This window comes from Streptomyces sp. NPDC007189, from assembly GCF_040703635.1.
Classification (GTDB): Bacteria; Actinomycetota; Actinomycetes; order Streptomycetales; family Streptomycetaceae; genus Streptomyces.
In genome coordinates this window covers 178,263-194,969 of the sequence record NZ_JBEYEY010000016.1, presented here as the reverse complement: position 1 = coordinate 194,969, position 16,707 = coordinate 178,263, and the positions used below count along the sequence as shown (strand labels likewise).

13 protein-coding genes and 1 riboswitch are annotated in these 16,707 nt (G+C 72.0%); of the genes, 11 read left to right on the top strand and 2 right to left on the bottom strand.

Going from position 1 to position 16,707, the window contains the following annotated elements:
* The first annotated feature begins 2 nt into the window (after positions 1-2).
* The 3 genes from AB0950_RS29770 to AB0950_RS29760 all read left to right on the top strand — a co-directional run bounded on the left by AB0950_RS29770 (position 3) and on the right by AB0950_RS29760 (position 5,600).
* Entirely contained in the window at positions 3-914 is a 912-nt protein-coding gene (locus AB0950_RS29770; protein ID WP_366779799.1) for a LysR substrate-binding domain-containing protein, read from the top strand.
* A 118-nt stretch (positions 915-1,032) separates the two neighbouring features.
* Positions 1,033-4,098 carry a DUF3604 domain-containing protein gene (locus AB0950_RS29765; RefSeq protein ID WP_366779798.1) on the top strand — a complete coding sequence of 1,022 codons (3,066 nt, stop codon included), beginning with the start codon at positions 1,033-1,035 and terminating at the stop codon, positions 4,096-4,098.
* A 98-nt stretch (positions 4,099-4,196) separates the two neighbouring features.
* Positions 4,197-5,600, top strand: coding sequence for an MFS transporter (locus AB0950_RS29760; protein ID WP_360151850.1), 1,404 nt, complete (start codon positions 4,197-4,199; stop codon positions 5,598-5,600).
* Between the two features lie 67 nt (positions 5,601-5,667).
* Here the strand turns inward: AB0950_RS29760 and AB0950_RS29755 are convergent, their stop codons facing one another.
* Together AB0950_RS29755 and AB0950_RS29750 are read right to left on the bottom strand one after the other, a co-directional pair.
* On the bottom strand, positions 5,668-6,429 hold the full coding sequence (locus AB0950_RS29755; protein ID WP_366779797.1) for an IclR family transcriptional regulator: 762 nt from the start codon (positions 6,427-6,429) through the stop codon (positions 5,668-5,670).
* Positions 6,430-6,496: 67 nt separating this feature from the next.
* Positions 6,497-7,822 carry an MFS transporter gene (locus AB0950_RS29750; RefSeq protein ID WP_360569673.1) on the bottom strand — a complete coding sequence of 442 codons (1,326 nt, stop codon included), beginning with the start codon at positions 7,820-7,822 and terminating at the stop codon, positions 6,497-6,499.
* A gap of 73 nt (positions 7,823-7,895) precedes the next feature.
* On the opposite strand from AB0950_RS29750, the gene AB0950_RS29745 reads away from it, so the two are divergent.
* The 8 genes from AB0950_RS29745 to AB0950_RS29710 all read left to right on the top strand — a co-directional run bounded on the left by AB0950_RS29745 (position 7,896) and on the right by AB0950_RS29710 (position 16,696).
* Positions 7,896-8,846 (top strand): 2-hydroxyacid dehydrogenase, encoded by a 951-nt coding sequence (locus tag AB0950_RS29745; RefSeq protein WP_360151840.1) that lies wholly within the window; start codon positions 7,896-7,898, stop codon positions 8,844-8,846.
* A gap of 196 nt (positions 8,847-9,042) precedes the next feature.
* The gene (locus AB0950_RS29740) at positions 9,043-9,885 is read left to right on the top strand and encodes a hypothetical protein (protein ID WP_360151837.1); all 843 of its coding nucleotides are present in this window, start codon (positions 9,043-9,045) and stop codon (positions 9,883-9,885) included.
* 74 nt (positions 9,886-9,959) lie between these two features.
* Positions 9,960-10,073: riboswitch (SAM riboswitch) on the top strand.
* A gap of 35 nt (positions 10,074-10,108) precedes the next feature.
* Complete coding sequence (locus tag AB0950_RS29735; RefSeq protein ID WP_360151834.1) at positions 10,109-10,225, top strand: putative leader peptide; 117 nt, start codon at positions 10,109-10,111, stop codon at positions 10,223-10,225.
* Positions 10,226-10,438: 213 nt separating this feature from the next.
* Positions 10,439-12,058, top strand: coding sequence for an ABC transporter substrate-binding protein (locus tag AB0950_RS29730; RefSeq protein WP_366779796.1), 1,620 nt, complete (start codon positions 10,439-10,441; stop codon positions 12,056-12,058).
* A gap of 3 nt (positions 12,059-12,061) precedes the next feature.
* A complete protein-coding gene (locus AB0950_RS29725) occupies positions 12,062-13,021 on the top strand; it encodes an ABC transporter permease (protein ID WP_360151828.1) in 960 nt (319 codons plus the stop codon).
* Positions 13,018-13,932 carry an ABC transporter permease gene (locus tag AB0950_RS29720; RefSeq protein ID WP_360151825.1) on the top strand — a complete coding sequence of 305 codons (915 nt, stop codon included), beginning with the start codon at positions 13,018-13,020 and terminating at the stop codon, positions 13,930-13,932. Before AB0950_RS29725 ends, AB0950_RS29720 begins: the two co-directional genes overlap by 4 nt.
* The gene (locus AB0950_RS29715) at positions 13,929-15,620 is read left to right on the top strand and encodes an ABC transporter ATP-binding protein (RefSeq protein WP_360151822.1); all 1,692 of its coding nucleotides are present in this window, start codon (positions 13,929-13,931) and stop codon (positions 15,618-15,620) included. The genes AB0950_RS29720 and AB0950_RS29715 overlap by 4 nt, the downstream gene beginning before the upstream one ends.
* Positions 15,617-16,696, top strand: a complete 1,080-nt coding sequence (locus AB0950_RS29710; RefSeq protein ID WP_360151819.1) for an LLM class flavin-dependent oxidoreductase — start codon at positions 15,617-15,619, stop codon at positions 16,694-16,696. The genes AB0950_RS29715 and AB0950_RS29710 overlap by 4 nt, the downstream gene beginning before the upstream one ends.
* The last annotated feature ends 11 nt before the right edge of the window (positions 16,697-16,707 follow it).

The window sequence follows — 16,707 nt, the reverse complement described above, 5'->3', positions numbered from 1 at the left end:
CTATGGAACGCCGTCAGCTCGAGTACTTCCTCGCGGTGGCCTCGCACCGCAGCTTCACCAGTGCCGCCCGCACCTTGCTCGTGGCGCAGCCGTCGCTGTCGCACTCGATACGGCTGTTGGAGCGGGAGCTGGGCACGCCCCTGTTCCACCGCCTCGGCCGCGGAGTCGCGCTGACCTCGGCGGGTGAGGCGTTCGTCGCTCCGGCCCGGCAGATCATGCGGGACATGGAGACGGCGCGGTCGGTGGTGCACACCATCGCCGGTCTCGCGGGCGGCAGGCTGGACATCGTCGCGCCGACGACGCTGGCGGTCGATCCGCTGGCGGGGCTCGTCGGTGTGTTTCGCCGGCGGCACCCTGCGATCGACATCGTCATCGTGGAACCACCGGACGTACCCGCGACCGCCGAGATGGTGCGCACCGGCGAGTGCGAACTGGGGCTGGCGGACAAGAAGTGGGGCGGCAAGGCCGTGGAGGCCCTGCAGGTGTGCCGTCAGGAGATCCTGGTGGTCGTACCGCGCCGCGAGCCCTTTCCGCAGGCCGGGCCGGTGGCGCTCGCCGACGTGGCCCGGCTCGACCTGGTGGCGACGGCGCCCGGTACCGCCACCCGCGCGCTGATGGACCAGGCGCTGGGTGCGAAGGGAACAAGTCCGCGGATCGCCGTGGAGACCGTGCACCAGGCCGCGGTCGTCCCGCTGGTGCTGGCCGGCGCGGGTGCGACACTCCTGCCCCGCTCGCTCGCGGAGGACGCGGCCCGGCGCGGCGCGGTGGCCCTGACGACCCGCCCCCGGCTGACCCGGCCGGTCTGGCTGATGTGGCGGCGCGGACAACTGTCGCCCGCCGCCCGGGCTTTCGTCGACGTGGCCCGTGAGGCCGCCGGAGCATCGGTGTGCGAACAGCGTGATACCGCAGTTTGACAAGCGATAGATCCTTTCTATCGCTGCCGGTGACAGGTTCTTCGCGTGCGGGTCGCTGCCCTCGTTGCCCGCGTCTGGTCGCTCCGCGAGCGTGGTGCACTGAGCGGAAGGAGCGCCCATGGGCCACTCACACCACCATCACCACCACTGCGGCGTGGATCACCACCGGGGTGAGTACACCGCGCAGCAACGGGCCGACCTGGAACTCGTCATGGCCTTCAACCGGAGGCTGTCGCAGGCCATCGACGACTGCCGCGATGTGTCGGCGGTGGAGGCGCTCCTCGACCCCGACCCCATGCGCTACATGTGGGTGGACGAGGGCGCGGGGAAGCTCCCGGAGTTCATACGCACCGCCGAGACGGCCCTGCGGCAGGCGCCCCGGCTGCCCGGACACCACCGGGCCGAGAGTCACGCCGTCGGCGGTTCCGGAGCCGCGGCCCGCCCGGCCGTGGCGGTCGCGGAGGACGGGCGGGTGCTGCACACGTGGGTCGAGTGGGAGAAGGACGCCGGCGAGCGGGTCTTCGCCGCTGTGACGGACGGTCCCACGAGCAAGGCCGACGCGGTGGCGCTGACCGGTGATCCCGCGGACTGCTTCCGTCCGACGGCGCTGTTCGACGCCGCGGGCCGCGCCTGGGTCTGCTTCGCGCGGGCCGACGACGGGGCCGTGAGCGTGTGGGCGCGCCGGTACGAGAACGGGCGATGGCTGCCCGAGGAGCTGGTGAGCACCACCGAGCACCCCTCGTTCAACCAGGAAGCGGTCGCGCACGCCGACGGCAGCGTCGAGGTGTGCTGGCAGGGGCGGACCGGCGGCCGGTTCGGCATCCACGCGCGCCGCTGGAAGGACGGGGTCTGGTCCCCGACCCGGCTGGTCAGCGACGGCTCGGCGGCGAACGTATGGGATCCGTCCGCGGCCTGCTTGCCCGGAGGCGGCACGGTCTACGCCTGGACCGAGTACCACAACGGCTCCTACCGGATCGTCGTACGGCGCACGCACGCCGACGGCGCCCTCTCGGAGATCCGCCCGATCAGCTCCGGCAGCGACTACGCCCTGCACCCCTCGGTGGCGGTCACGGCCGACGGCGCCGTGTGGTGCGCCTTCGACGTCATCACCGTGCACGGGCACGGCGGTTCGGGACCGACCCGGCTGCGTGCCACGGCCGAACTGTCCCAGCCGTACAAGCCGGAGGGCATGCGGGACAGCGGCGACTCGGTCCCGCCCGAGCTGTTGCCCGAGATCGCCGCGTCGCTGCGCGTCGTGCGCGTCGACGAGGACGGCGTGGCCGAGGCCGAGGGGGAACTCGCCCCTGAGCTGGACGTGGTCCCCGGTGGCCTGCCGCGGCTGGCCGCGGACGCCCGGGGCGGGCTCAGCGTCGCCTACCGCATCCACCGCCGCCTGCCCCTGATGACGTACTACTGGGAGGTCGCCACCCAGACCCTCGGGCCGGACGGCTGGTCGGCGCCGACGACGTACGCGGGCAGCGACGGCACCCTGGAGGAGGTCGCCCTCGCCCCGCTGCCCGACGGCGCGCTGGTCTCGTGGCAGACCGACGGCCGCAAGGAACGCGGCCTGACCTGGACGGAGGGCTTCGGCGGACGCGAGTGCCCCTTCCTGCTCGAACACCACGGTGATGTCATCTGGCACAGCATGCACGGCAGCGGCGCCATCCGCGGCGCCGTCGTACCGGGCAACGGCGGCCCGGCGCGGGCACCGCACCGACGGCCCGTCGTACACAGCGCCCGGCGACGCGAGGCGCGCACCTGGGTCGCCGCCGAACGCGACCGGTACCACACGACGGTCGGCGACCAGCAACTCGCCTTGTACTGGGGCGACTTGCACCGCCACTCGCTCATCAGCCGCTGCACCTCCGGCGACGAACCCTCGCTGGAGGACTTCTACCGCTACTCCTGGGACATCTGCGAGTACGACTTCTGGGCGGTCACCGACCATTCCGAGAACAGCAGCGACTACCAGTGGTGGAACATCCAGAAGATCGCCGACCTGTTCCGCATCGACGACCGCTTCATCCCGCTCTATGGCTTCGAGTGGACGGGCATGACCGGGCACCAGAACGTCATCTTCGGCTCGGTCGAACGCGGGGCGCCCATCTACTCCTCGTACGCCGAGGGCTCCGCCACGCCCTCCGAACTGTGGAGCAAGCTGCGCGAGCACCCGGACTTCCCGGCCATCACGATCCCCCACCACCCCGGCTCGGCGATGGTCCCCTTCGACTGGGACTACTACGACCCCGAAGCCATGCGCCTGGTCGAGGTGTTCCAGGCATGCCGGGGCAACTACGAGGACGACGGCTGCTTCCGCCAGTACTCCGACGGGACCCTGCCCGGCACCTTCGTCGCGGACGGCCTGCGCCGCGGCTACCGCTACGGTCTGATCGCCTCGTCCGACCACGGTCACGGCGCCAGCTACGTGGGCGCCTTCGCGGAACGCCTCGACCGCCGGTCGGTCTTCGAGGCCCTGCACGCACGCCGGGTGTTCGCCGCCACCACCCGCGACATCCTCGTCGACTTCCGCATCGGCGACACCTTCATGGGCGGCGAGCTGAGGACGGACGGGCCCGTCGAGCTGGAGGCGTACGTCCGCGGATACGGAGAGATCGCCCGCGTCGACGTCGTACGCGAGGGTGAGACGGTGCATGTCGTCACGCCCGGCCTCGGACTGCCGGCCGGGTGGAACGCCGTACCTCTGCGTCTGGAGTGGGGCCGTGGGCATGCCACCACCGACTGGAGCGGCAGCCTGGCCGTCGAGGGCGGCCGGGTGCTGCAAACCCCTTACTGGAGCCCGGAGATCACCGAGGCGGGCGAGCAGGGGGTCAGCTGGTCGGCGCAGACCAAGAGCTTCGGCGACCCCTACGGCGCACAGCGTGGTGGCATCGAGATCACGCTGACGGGACCGGACGACGCCGTCGTGCGCGTGAAGACCGCGCACGGCGAATTGGCCACCACACTGGGCGAGTTGCGTGACGGGGTGGTCGAGGTGCCGGTCGAGGTGGACGGCCGCTTCCACCTGCAGCCGGGCGTGGGCGGACTGACCGGCCTTGGCGGCAGCGAGCACCGGCTGCGCTGGACGGACCGCCCCGAGGGTCCCACCTGGTACTACGTCCGCGTCTACCAGACGGACGGCGAGATGGCCTGGTCGTCGCCGATCTGGGTCGACCCGCTGTCCTGACCGCTCATCACACGGGTGCTCCTGGCCGAGCACCCGTGTCCCCTTCGCCCACTTTCTCTCACCCCCCGTCCCCCGCCCTCCGTCCCCAGGGAACAGCCATGCACCTGACCGCCATCGACGAAGCACCCATGAGCCGCTTCCACCGCAAACTCGCCGTGGCCTGCAGCGGAGGCCCCCTCCTCGACGGCTACCTCCTGTCGATCATCGGCATCGCCCTCGCCGGCATCGGCGCCGACCTCGGACTCGGTAGCACCGAAACCGCGATGATCGGCGTGGCCGCACTGGTCGGCATGTTCTTCGGCGGGCTGATCATCGGCCCGGTGACCGACCGGGTGGGGCGCCGGGTCATGTACATCATCGACCTGGCCGTGCTGCTCACCGCCTCCGTGGCCTGCGCCTTCGTCACCTCGGCGTGGCAGCTCATCGCCCTGAGACTGATCGTAGGATTCGCCATCGGCGCCGACTATCCCATCGCCACCTCCCTGCTCACCGAGTGGGTGCCCAAACAGCAGCGGGCACGGATGATGGGCGTGCTGATCATCGCCTGGTACGCGGGCGCCGCGGGCGCGTACTTCGTCGGCTACGTGCTCGCCCAGAGCGCCGGCCACGGCGCCTGGCGATGGATGCTCGCCAGCGCCGCCCTCGTGTCCGCCGCCGTCATCGCCCTGCGCCACGGCACCCCGGAGTCCCCGCGCTGGCTGGTCGCCAAGGGACGCCCGGAAGAGGCCAGCGCGCTCATCGCCGAGGTTCTGGATGTCCGGGTCTCCCCCGAGGACCTCGTGGCCGCCCACTCCTCCACCGCCCGCCGGGGCAGCGTCGCGGAGTTGTTCCGCGGCATCTACCTGCGCCGTACGGCGTTCTGCGCCCTCTTCTACACCTGCGCGGTGATCCCCTTGTGGGCGCTGTACATCTTCGGGCCCACCATCCTGGGCACCTTCGGCCTCGGCAGCGGCAATCTCAGCAACCTCGGCTCCGCCCTGATCACCCTTCTCTTCCTGGCCGGCACGCTGCCCGCCATGCGCGCGCTGGAGACCGTCGGCCGCCGGCGGATGATCACCTGGTCCTTCGCGGCGATGGTGCCCCCGCTGCTGATCCTGGGGATCTGGCCTTCGGCCCCGGTGGCCGTCGTCATCCTCTGCTTCTGCTTGTACGGCCTCTTCTCCGGTGCGCCGAACATCCTCGAATGGGCCTATCCCAACGAACTGTTCCCCACCTCCGTCCGCGCCTCCGCCGTGGGCATGGCCGTCGCCCTCAGCCGCTTCGGAGCCGCGGCGGGAACCTATCTGGTCCCGGTTTCCCTGACCCACCTCGGCACCGGGACGACCATGTGGATCGGCGCCGCGATCACCGCCGCCGGTTGGCTGATCTGCCTGGCCTGGGCCGAGGAGACGAGCAACCGCCCGCTGGAGGAGGCCGGAGCCACCGTCACCGGGGGAACAACCGCAACCCCGCGCCCCGGGAAGGCGGCAGTGCCCACTGACGCCGCCCCACTCGCCGAATAGCCGGTGGGTCGCCTGGCCGGATCCATCAGCGGGTCCGACCAGGCAAGGCCCGAGACCGTGATGCTTCTCAGGCGGACACCCGCGCCGCGATCTCCTCCACGCAGTCCCTCAACCCGGGTGCGAGGGCGCGGAGTTGACCGGCGTCGGTGAGGATGACGGTGGCGGCCAGGGAGACGGCCAGGGGGCGGGCGCTGTCGGGAGCGTCAGGGAGAGCGGCCGCGATCGAGCGGACGCCGATCTCGTTCTCCTCCTCGACCTCCGCCCAGCCCCGCTCCCGGACCTGCGCCAGTTCGGCGCGGAGCCGGTCGGGGTCCGTGAGGGTGCGGGGCGTCACCGCCGGCAGCGGGCCGGACAGCAGACGCTCGCGCTCCGCCTCCGGCAGGGCCGCCGCCAGCGCCTTGCCGAGCGAGGTGGCGTGCCACGGGTTGCGGGTGCCCTCCGCGCTGCGCAACTGCAGATGCTGGGTGCCCTGGACGGAGAGGACGAGCAGCACCTCGGTGCCGTCGAGGACGCCCGCGATGACGGGCAGACCGGTGCGTGCGGCAAGCCGGCGCATGGGTTCTGCCGCCGCCGAGTAGCCGGAGGGCGAACGCTGGAAGCCGCGGGACAGCTCCAGCACTCGGGAGCCCAGAGCGTAGCGCCGGGTGTCCTCGTCGTACACGGCGAACCGTTCCTCGACGAGCCGTCCGAGCAGGCGGTGGGCGCTGCTGACGGGGAGCCGGGCGGCACGGGCGGCGGCGCTCACGCCCAGGCCGGCGGGGTGCTCGGCCAGTACGGTGAGCAGGCGCAGCCCCCGGCCCAGCATGTCGTCGCCGGATGGTGTGGTCACCGTGTGCGCCTTTCGTCGTTCCGTGCCGCCGGCGTCGCCGGGGAGCGGTGGTCCCGGTACTCCGTGATCAAAGTACCGGGTCCGGCCGGACGGTCGACGCGCGCTCGGGGACGGCCAGGGTCAGTACGGCAGCGAGCAGGGTACAGGCGGCCATCAGCCCGAACGCGCCCGCGTCACCGAGCGGCGTGCCGCGTACCCAGCCGACCAGGTACGTCCCGGCGAAGGAGCCGAGCGCGCCGAAGGAGTTGACCAGCGCGACGGCGGCACCGGCGATCCCGGGCGGGGCCAGCGCCGAGACGAGGGCGAAGTACGGCCCGTACGGCGCGTACAGGCACACGCCCGACACCACCAGCAGGGCGAGGGCCACGGGGAAGTCGCCGGCGGCGGCGTAGGACGCGAGCAGGGCGAGGCCGCCGCAGGCCAGCCAGGGCCACACGGCCGCCCGGCGCCGCCCGCTGCGGTCGGACAGGCGGGAGTTGAGCAGCATGACGGCGGCCGCGCACGCATAGGGGATCGCGGTGAGCAGGCCGGTGGCGCCGATGCCCTCGCCGGAGCCCTTCTTGATGATCGCCGGGAGCCAGAAGACGAAGCCGTACATGCCGAAGGACCAGAAGAAGTACTGGGCCGCCATGAGGAGCACGGGGCGGGAGCACAGCACCCGGCTGTACTGCCGGCGCAGGGTGCCCGTCACCGCCGGCGCGGCCGCACGTTCCAGCGCCAGGTCGGCGCGCAGCAGGGCGAGTTCGGGTTCGGGCAGCCCGTGGGCCCGCTCGGGGCTGTCCTTGATGAGCCGCAGACAGCACAGGCCCCACAGCACCGAGGGCACGCCTTCGGCGATGAACATGGCGCGCCAGTCGGCGACCGACACCAGCCAGCCGGAGACCGCCGACAGCCACATCACGGTGACCGGGTTGCCGAGGATGAGCAGCGTGTTGGCGCGGCCCCGCTCGCCCCGGGTGAACCAGCGCCCGAGCAGCATCACCATCGACGGCAGCACCGCGCCCTCGACCACACCCAGCGCGAAGCGGACCGCGATCAGCTGGGCCGGGCTGCTCAGCAGGCCCTGTGTCACGGCGAGCAGTCCCCAGGCCACGGTCGACCAGGCGACCAGCCGGCGGGCGCTGCGCTGCTCGGCGTAGATCGTTCCCGGTATCTGGAAGAAGAAGTAGCCGAGGAAGAACGACGCGGCGATGAGGGAGTCGGTACCGGCGGACAGCCGCAGGTCGTCGGCCATGCCACCGGCGGACGCGATCGCGTAGTTGGACTTGTCGAGATAGGCGAGCGAGTACGTGACGAACGCGACCGGCATGAGGTACCGGGCGCGGGCGGACCGCCAGAACCCGGGGCCCGACCCGCTCGTGGCGGTCTCGGTGGCAGGAGACGTCGCTGTCATCCCTGACCCCCTGTTTTCCGTGAGGTGGAAAATGTTTCACTGGACGGAAACACGGTAGAAGAAGGAGAGCCCGATGACCAGAGCCGTTCACCAGACCGCCACCGGTGTGCTGCTTCCCTGGCCCGATCTGGACCGCCGGTACGGACCCTGGCCGCCCGGTGTGGAGGTGCACGTCTGGGACGGCGTGACGCCGCACAGCGAGCCGGGCCAGGACGTGCTCGACGGGATCGGCCTGTGGGTCATGCCGTACGCCGTGCCCGACGCGATACGCCTCCTGCCCCGGCTCCCGCGGCTGCGCGCGGTGCAGTCGCTCAGCGCGGGCGTCGAGAAGCTCCTGCCCCATCTGCCCGCCGGGGTCGGCCTGCACAACGGACGGGGGCTGCACGACGCCTCCGCCGCCGAACACGCCCTGGCCCTGATCCTGGCCGCGCAGCGCGACCTGCCGCAGTGGGTCGCCGACCAGCACGCCGACCGCTGGGAGCCGCACTTCACGCGCTCCCTCGCCGATGCGCGCGTGACGATCGTGGGCTACGGCTCCATCGGCGCGGCCCTGGAACGGCGCCTGCTCGCCTGCGAGGCCCACGTCACCCGCGTCGCCCGGCGGCCACGGCCCGACGAGGGCGTCCACGCCGTCGCCGACCTGCCCGGCCTGCTCCCCCGGACCGACATCGTCGTACTCGTCCTGCCGGAAAATCCCGGCACCGTGGGTCTCTTCGGCGCCGAGGAACTCGCGGCACTGCCCGACGGTGCCCTGGTGGTCAACATCGGGCGGGGCCGCACGCTGGACACCGAAGCCCTGCTCGCCGAGACCGCCCGCAAGCGGCTCCGGGCCGCCCTCGACGTCGTCGACCCCGAACCGCTGCCCGCCGGCCACCCCCTGCGCCACACGCCCGGAGTTCTCGTGACCCCGCATGTCGGGGGCGGCTCCGCCGCGTTCCGCCCGCGCGCCGAGCGCCTGATCGTCGAGCAGGTCCACCGCTTCGCCACCGGACGGCCCCTGCTGCACCCGATCAGCCGGGACTGAGCGGTCCTCCTCCCGCAGTCGCCGTGCATGCCTGGCCGTCCGTGCGCGCGTGGGTCCGTCGGCGATGACGAAGGCCTCGCCCGGCCTCCCCCTTCGCGTCCCCGGCGCGCGGGGGGCCGGTCGGACGCGGCGGTGACATCACGTCTGTGCGGGCCGCCGCCGACCGCGTGCGCGCCACCCGCTAACATCCCTGGCCATGGCGCGACGGGGGTGGCGGCTGGGTGCCGCGGCGGCGGTGACAGTGGTGGTGGCGTTCTGCGCCTCCGGCCCGGAACGTCCGGGGCTCGTACGCACGGCCTCGGACCTCGGCCCCCTGCCGGCCGACCGCTACGCGTACACGTCGCAGGACTACCAGCGGTCCCAGCGGGCATCGGCCCTGCTGGTCCGGCAGTGCATGGCGGACCGCGGCCACCCGGACTTCCCGCTCGACCCCCGTTACCCCACGGACCCCTTCGTCGCCGTCGCGGTCGGCACGGATTACGGCGTCCTCGATCTGGACGCCGCCCGCCGCTGGGGCTACGGCTGGGACCCCGCACAGCATCCGGTCCCCCGGCCGACCGGCCGCCGCATGACCGATGCCGAGTACGCGGACTGGCCCGCCTGCAACGCCGAGGCGGAGCGGCGGTTGACGCACGGCATAGACGTCAAGCGGGACTGGCTCTACGCGGGCAGGCGGGCCATCGAGGTCGACAAGGCGGTCAAGCGTGACCCGCGCCTGCGCGCGGCCTGGGACCAGTGGTCCCGCTGTGTGGCGGCGCAGGGATTCGCCCGCTACCCGGACCCCGGCGCCGCGTACACGGACCACGCCTGGCAGCGCGACAACAGCGGCAACACCCGGCACACGCAGCGGGAGCGGGCCACCGCCGTCGCGGACGTCACCTGCAAGCGCCGCCACCACACGGCCGAGATCTGGCACGCCGTACAGGCCCGGAAGCAGGCAGCGGACATCGCCCGCCATCGCGACCGCTACACCGCCGGACTTCGGGCACTGCACACCTACCGAGCCAACATCGCCGAAGTGCTGCGGAAACTCGGCTAGTTGCGGCCAAGCCTCCCGCAGGCTCCCGGCTCCGGCATTGACGTACGACGAGAGCGCTCCGTACGATCACGCATGGCATTGAGTGTCAGCGTCAAGCCCTGGCTGGCTGACCGGCAACCCTCCCGCGCGGTGGGGTGCTCCAGGTGAAAGCCCGGCGGGATCACCGGCGATCTCCGCAAGCGCGTGGCCCCATGACCGGGGCCGGACCCGTGGGAGGACTGGTATGCGGCACGGTGGTGACCTCACTGCCCGTCCGGCCGACGCCACGGTGTTCTCCCGGCTCTCGCGTCGCCGTCACATCGATCTGAAGCGCTCGACCAGCTGTCTCTGTCAGGCCTGAGGGGCCGTCCCGCCGCTGGTCGCAGTCCGGCGCCGTTCGTCGCCGCACCTTTCTGCGCCTGATCCCTGTCTCCACCTGATGCCCGTCTCCACCTGATCCCTGTCTGCACAGCGTCCCCGCCGCCGGCGTCGCGCCGGCCGGGGCCGCACACCCCTGCGCGGCGTGTCTCGTACGGCACCCCGCGGCTGGTGACACGAGTAGGAGAAACCCTCCGTGACAGCACTTCCCCATGTCAGGTCCTCCCGTTGGGCGGCACTGACCGCCCTGGTGACCACGAGCGTCCTGTTGACCGCCTGCGGATCGGGCGGCGGTGGTTCCGCTCCCGGCGCCGGCCGGGCGAAGTCCGGCGGCACCCTCACCTTCGCGGTGAGCTCGGACGCCGGCTGCGTGGATCCCCAGCAGGCCGGAAGCAACGAGACCATCTACTCGGCGCGCCAGATCGTGGACTCCCTGACCGACCAGGACCCCAGGACCGGAAAGATCGTGCCGTGGCTGGCGAAGAGCTGGGACGTCAGCTCCGACGCGACGGCGTTCACCTTCCATCTGAGGTCCGGTGTCACCTTCAGCGACGGGTCGAAGCTGACCGCTCAGGTGGTCAAGGACAACTTCGACGCCGTGCCGCGGCTCGGCGCCCTGGGGACCCTCGCCGAGGGCTATCTCAGTGGTGTCAAGAGCACCACCGTGCTCGACCCGCTCACCGTCAAGGTGACCTTCAAGGAGCCCAACGCCCAGTTTCTCCAGGCCACTTCGACCCACTCGCTGGGCATCGAGGCGTCGGCGAGCGTGAAGAAGACCCCGCAGCAGAAGTGCAGCGGCGGGGTCATCGGGTCAGGGCCCTTCGTGCTGAAGCAGTATGTGCAGAACCAGTCGATCACCCTGGCCAAGCGGACCGGGTACGACTGGGGTTCGGCGCTGTGGTCCAAGAAGGGCGAGGCCTATCTGGACAGGCTGGTGTTCAAGGTCGTACCGGAGGCGGGCGTGCGCACCGGCGGTCTGCAGTCCGGCCAGGTGGACGCGATCAGCAACGTGGGCAGGGCCAACGAGGCCGCGCTCGGGGGCGGTCTGGTCACCCTCCAGCGACGGGCCAACCCCGGCGTGGTGTTCGGTCTGGGCTTCAACAACGCCCGGCCGCTCCTGAAGGACGCCAGCGTGCGCCAGGCGATCCGGTTCGCCGTCGACCGGCAGCAGATCGCCGGCACCGTGTTCCCGACCGGTACCCGGGCCGCGACCAGCGTCCTCGCGCACACCACGCCGGACTACACCGACCTCGCCTCCGACCTGGCCTTCGTCCCGGCCAAGGCCAAGTCCCTGCTCGATTCGGCCGGCTGGAAGACGGGCAGTGACGGCATCCGCACCAAGGGCGGCAAGAAGCTGCGCCTGACCGTCACCTGGTTCCCCAACGCGGCCACCAACCAGCCCGCGCTGGAGCTGGTCCAGCAGCAGCTCAAGGCCGTCGGCGTCGACGTGGTCCTCAAGCAGCTCCAGGTCACGCAGTTCTCCGCGACGCTCCAGTCGGGTGACTTCGACGCGGTGTGGGGGAACGTGACCCGCGCCGACCCGGACATCCTGCGCAGCTCCTTCTCCACCAAGCTGGCCAACTTCTACCGCCTGCCCGCAAGCGCCCTCGACACGGCGCTGACCGAGCAGGCCGCGAGCCTCGACGCGGCCAAGCGCAGGCAACTGGTGGCCCAGGCACAGCGGTTGATCGTGCGCAACGCCTACTACGCGCCGGTGGTCGAGCTGCAGACCCAGCTGGGTGTGTCGAAGAAGGTGCACCACCTCGACTTCGACGCCTCCAGCCGTGTCCAGCTCCACGACACCTGGATCGGCTGACGCATGCGCCGCTATGTGATCAAACGGCTCGCGCAGGCGGTCGGCGTGCTGTGGGCGGCGTACACGGTGTCGTTCCTGGTGCTGGACTGCCTGCCCGGTGACCCGGTCACCGCCATGGCCGGCGCCGGCATGGACTCGGGGCAGGTCGATCCGGCGCAGCTCGCGGCCCTGCGGCACGAGTACGGCTTCGACAAGCCGGTGCTGGTGCAGTACGCCGAGTATCTGGGCCGTGCGGTCCGCGGGGACTTCGGCGACTCGGTGTCCACCGGCCGGCCGGTGTCCTCGACGCTGGCCGACGCCCTGCCGCAGACACTTGAGCTGACCGGTGCGGCGCTGCTGCTCGCCGTGCTCCTCGGCGGCGGACTGGCGGTCCTGGCGACCTGCACGGCGCGGCGGTCGCTGCGGCACCTGCTGCTGTCGCTGCCTCCGCTGGGCGTGTCCGTCCCGACGTTCTGGGTGGGACTGCTGCTCGTGGAGACGTTCTCCTTCCGGCTGCGCTGGTTCCCGGCGTTCGGCAACGACGGGCTGCGCGGCCTGGTCCTGCCGGCCGTGACGCTGGCGGTCCCGACCGGCGCGCAGATCGCCCAGGTACTCGCCAAGAGCCTGCTCACCGCGCTCGACCAGGCGTATGTGGAGACGGCACGGGCCAAGGGGGCCGGCCGGTGGCGCGTGCATCTGCGGCACGCGCTGCGCAACGCCTCTCTGCCCGCGCTCACGGTCGTCGGCCTGCTGGTCGGGCAGCTGATCGCCGGGTCCGTGGTGGTCGAGACGGTGTTCTCCCGTGACGGGCTGGGCCGGGTGACCGCCGCTGCGGTCACGGCCCAGGACATTCCGCTGGTCCAAGGGGTGGTGGTGTTCGGAGCCCTGATCTTCGTGGCCACGAACCTCCTTGTCGACCTCGTCTATCCGCTGCTGGACCCGCGGATCGCGGTCTCCTCGGACAGAAGGGCGAGCTTCGCATGAGTCAGAGCCTTGTCGACGACACCGCCCTCGGCCTCGCCCGGCCGGTCGAGGCGGTCACCGGCCCGGAGCCGGGCCGCCGCATCGACGTACGGCGGGTGCTGCGGTTCCTCGTACGCCGCCCCGGCCTGCTGCTGTCGGTCCTCGTGCTCGTCCTGGTCGTGCTGGCCTCGTTCCGGCCGGGGCTGTTCACCTCGCAGGATCCGCTCAAGGGCGTTCCCTCACAGAACTTCCGCGGCCCGAGCGGCGCGCACTGGTTCGGCACCGACGAGCTGGGCCGCGACGTGTTCTCCCGTGTCGTCCACGGCGCCCAACTGTCGTTGCAGGCCACGCTGATCGCGGTGCTGGTCGCGTTCGTGGTCGGCGGCCTGCTCGGGGTGGTCGCCGGGTTCGTGGGCCGCTGGGTGGACGACGTGCTGATGCGCTTCGTCGACGTACTGCTGTCGATCCCGGCGCTGTTTCTGTCCCTGGCGCTCGTCACCGCGCTGGGCTACGGGACGGTGAAGGTGGCGGTCGCGGTCGGCATCGCCAGTGTCGCCGGTTTCGCCCGGGTGGCGCGCTCGGAGGTCCTCCGGGTGCGGCAGGCGGTCTTCGTGGAGGCCTCGCGCGCGAGCGGGGCGCGCTGGTACTCGGTGCTGGGCCGGCATGTGCTGCCGGGCGCCGCGGGCCCGGTGATCGTGCTGGCCACCCTCGACTTCGGCGCCTCCATCCTGGCCGTGTCGGCGCTGAGCTTCCTCGGCTACGGGGCGCCTCCGCCGGCCCCGGAGTGGGGCACGCTGATCTCCGACGGCCGCAACTACCTCGCCAACGCCTGGTGGCTGACCGCGCTGCCCGGACTGGCGATCGCCGCGACCGTCCTGGCCACCAACCGCATCGCGCGGGCCCTGGACGGCGAATGGTCCCGGCAGCCATGAACGACGCATCCGAAACCGGTGAAGACGTGACCACACCTGTCTTGCACGTACGCGGCCTGTCCGTGTCGTACCGCACCCGGGGCGGCGCCGTCGCGGCCGTCCGCGGAGTCGACCTCGACGTGTGGCCGGGGCAGGTGACCGCGGTGGTCGGCGAGTCCGGCTCCGGCAAGAGCACGACCGCGCACGCGATCACCCGGCTGCTGCCTCCGAACGGCGTCATCGACGCCGGCACGATCCGCTTCGGCCGGCACGACCTCGCCACGCTGTCCGAGGCGGAACTGCGGACCGTGCGCGGAGCGCGGATCGGGCTGGTCCCCCAGGACCCGGCCGTCTCGCTCAACCCGGTCATGCGGATCGGCGACCAGGTCGCCGAAGTGCTGCGGATCCACGGTCTGGCGACCCGGCGCTCGGCCGCCGCCGAGGCGATCGACGTCCTGGACCGGGCCGGACTGCCCGACGCGGCCCTGCGGGCCCGGCAGTACCCGCACGAACTGTCCGGCGGCATGCGGCAACGCGCGCTGATCGCCATCGCCATCGCCGCACGACCCCAGTTGATCATCGCCGACGAGCCGACCAGCGCGCTCGACGTCACCGTGCAACGCGTCATCCTCGACCATCTGCAGTCCCTGAGCGAGGAGTCGGGCACCGCCGTCCTGCTGGTGACCCACGACCTCGGGGTCGCCGCCGATCGGGCCCAGCGCCTGGTGGTGATGTCGCAGGGCAAGGTCGTCGAGGCCGGCCCGACCGCCGACGTCCTGGCCGGCCCCCGGCACGCCTACACCCGGCACCTGCTGGCCGCCGCCCCGAGCCTGACCACCGCCAGGCACCGTGTCCCGCTCCCCGCGCCCTCGCCGGACGCCCCGCCACTGGTCGAAGCACGCCATCTGGTCAAGGAGTTCAGGCTGCCCCGCACCGCGGGCGAGAACCGGACCCTGCGCGCCGTCGACGGCGTCAGCTTCACCCTGCACCGCGGGCAGACCCTCGCGCTGGTCGGCGAATCGGGCTCCGGGAAGTCCACCACCGCCCGCATGGTGCTCCGTCTCACCGACGCGAGTGCCGGCCAGGTCCTGTTCGACGGCGCCGACGTCACCACCGCCAGGGGCGCACAGGCCAGGCAGCTGCGCCGCCGCGCACAGCTCGTCTACCAGAACCCCTACGCCTCGCTCGATCCGCGCTTCTCCATAGCCGAGGTGATCACCGAGCCGCTGCGGGCCTTCAAGGTCGGCGACCGCGCCTCCCGGCTCGCCCGGGCCCGCGAACTCCTCGACCGGGTGGCCCTCCCCGCCTCGACCCTGGACCGCCGCCCGGCGGAGCTGTCGGGCGGGCAGCGCCAGCGCGTGGCCATCGCCCGCGCCCTCGTCCTCTCCCCCGACCTGGTGGTCTGCGACGAGCCCGTCTCCGCGCTCGACGTGTCCGTCCAGGCCCAAGTCCTGGAACTGCTCGCCGAGTTGCAGGCGGACACCGGGGTGGCGTACCTGTTCATCTCACACGACCTGGCCGTCGTACGCCAGATCGCCCACCAGGTCGCGGTCATGCGGGCCGGCCGCATCGTCGAGACGGGACCGCCCGAGCACCTCTTCACCGAGCCCCGCCACGCCTACACCCGCGAGCTGCTCGCGGCGATCCCCGGCGGCCGAGTCCCCTCCCCCGCCACCGAGACCACCACGAGCCGAGGAGCGGCGTCATGAGCACTCCCGCGATCACCTCGCTGGCCTTTCTCACGCCGGGCAACTTCGCCGACGACGACCCCTACACCGGTCTGGAGGAGACCCTCCAGCTGTTCGCATACGGCGAACGGCTCGGCTATGACGGGGCGTGGATCAGGCAGCGTCACCTCGAGCACGGCGTCGGCTCCGCCGCGGTGTTCCTCGCCGCGGCCGGGCAGCGCACCGAGCGGATCGAGCTGGGCACCGCGGTCATCCCCATCGGGTACGAGAGCCCGTTCCGCCTGGCCGAAGACCTCGCCCTGGCCGACGTGCTGTCCCGCGGCCGCCTCCAGGCCGGTTTCAGCACCGGCATGCCGCACGCCGAACTGCTCGGCGACCTGGTGTACGACGGCCACTGGCGTGGCTTCGACCTGGCGTACGGCAGGATCGCCCGCCTCGTCGACCACCTGCGCGGCGACTACCTCGGCGGCCCCGACACCGTGATCCAGTCGCCCGGCACCACCCAGCGGCCGCGGCTGCAGCCGCACAACCCCGCTCTGGTGGAGCGGATCTGGTACGGCGGAGGCAGTCTGCGCTCGGTGCGGTGGGCCGCCGAGAACGGTCACCACCTGCTGACCGGCAACATCGTCTCCGCCGAGGGCACCGACGATTTCGCCACGGCCCAGTCCAACCTGCTGGCCGAGTACCGGCGCCACCTCGCGGGCGACCGGTCCTCACGGGTGGCGCTGGGGCGGGTGATCGTGCCCCTGGACTCCGCGGACACGGCCACCCGGGCCCGTTACCGCGCCTACGCGGCCGGTCGGCAGGCACGCACCCTGAAACCGCAGACACCGGCGGCGCCGGGACGCAAGCCGGTCCTGTTCGCGCCGGACGTGGTCGGAACCGCGGAACAGATCCTGGAACAGCTGACGGCCGATCCCGTACTCGCGCAGGTGTCGGAGCTGCGTCTGGAGCTGCCGTACGAGTTCCACCGGGCGGAGTACGAGCAGATCCTGCACGACGTCCGCCATCTGATCGCCCCCGAGCTGGGCTGGCGTCCCAGTACGCAGGCGGTTTCTGAGGGGGCCGGTGAGTGGATCAGCGGCGGGGTGTTGTGAGGCCGCTGCCC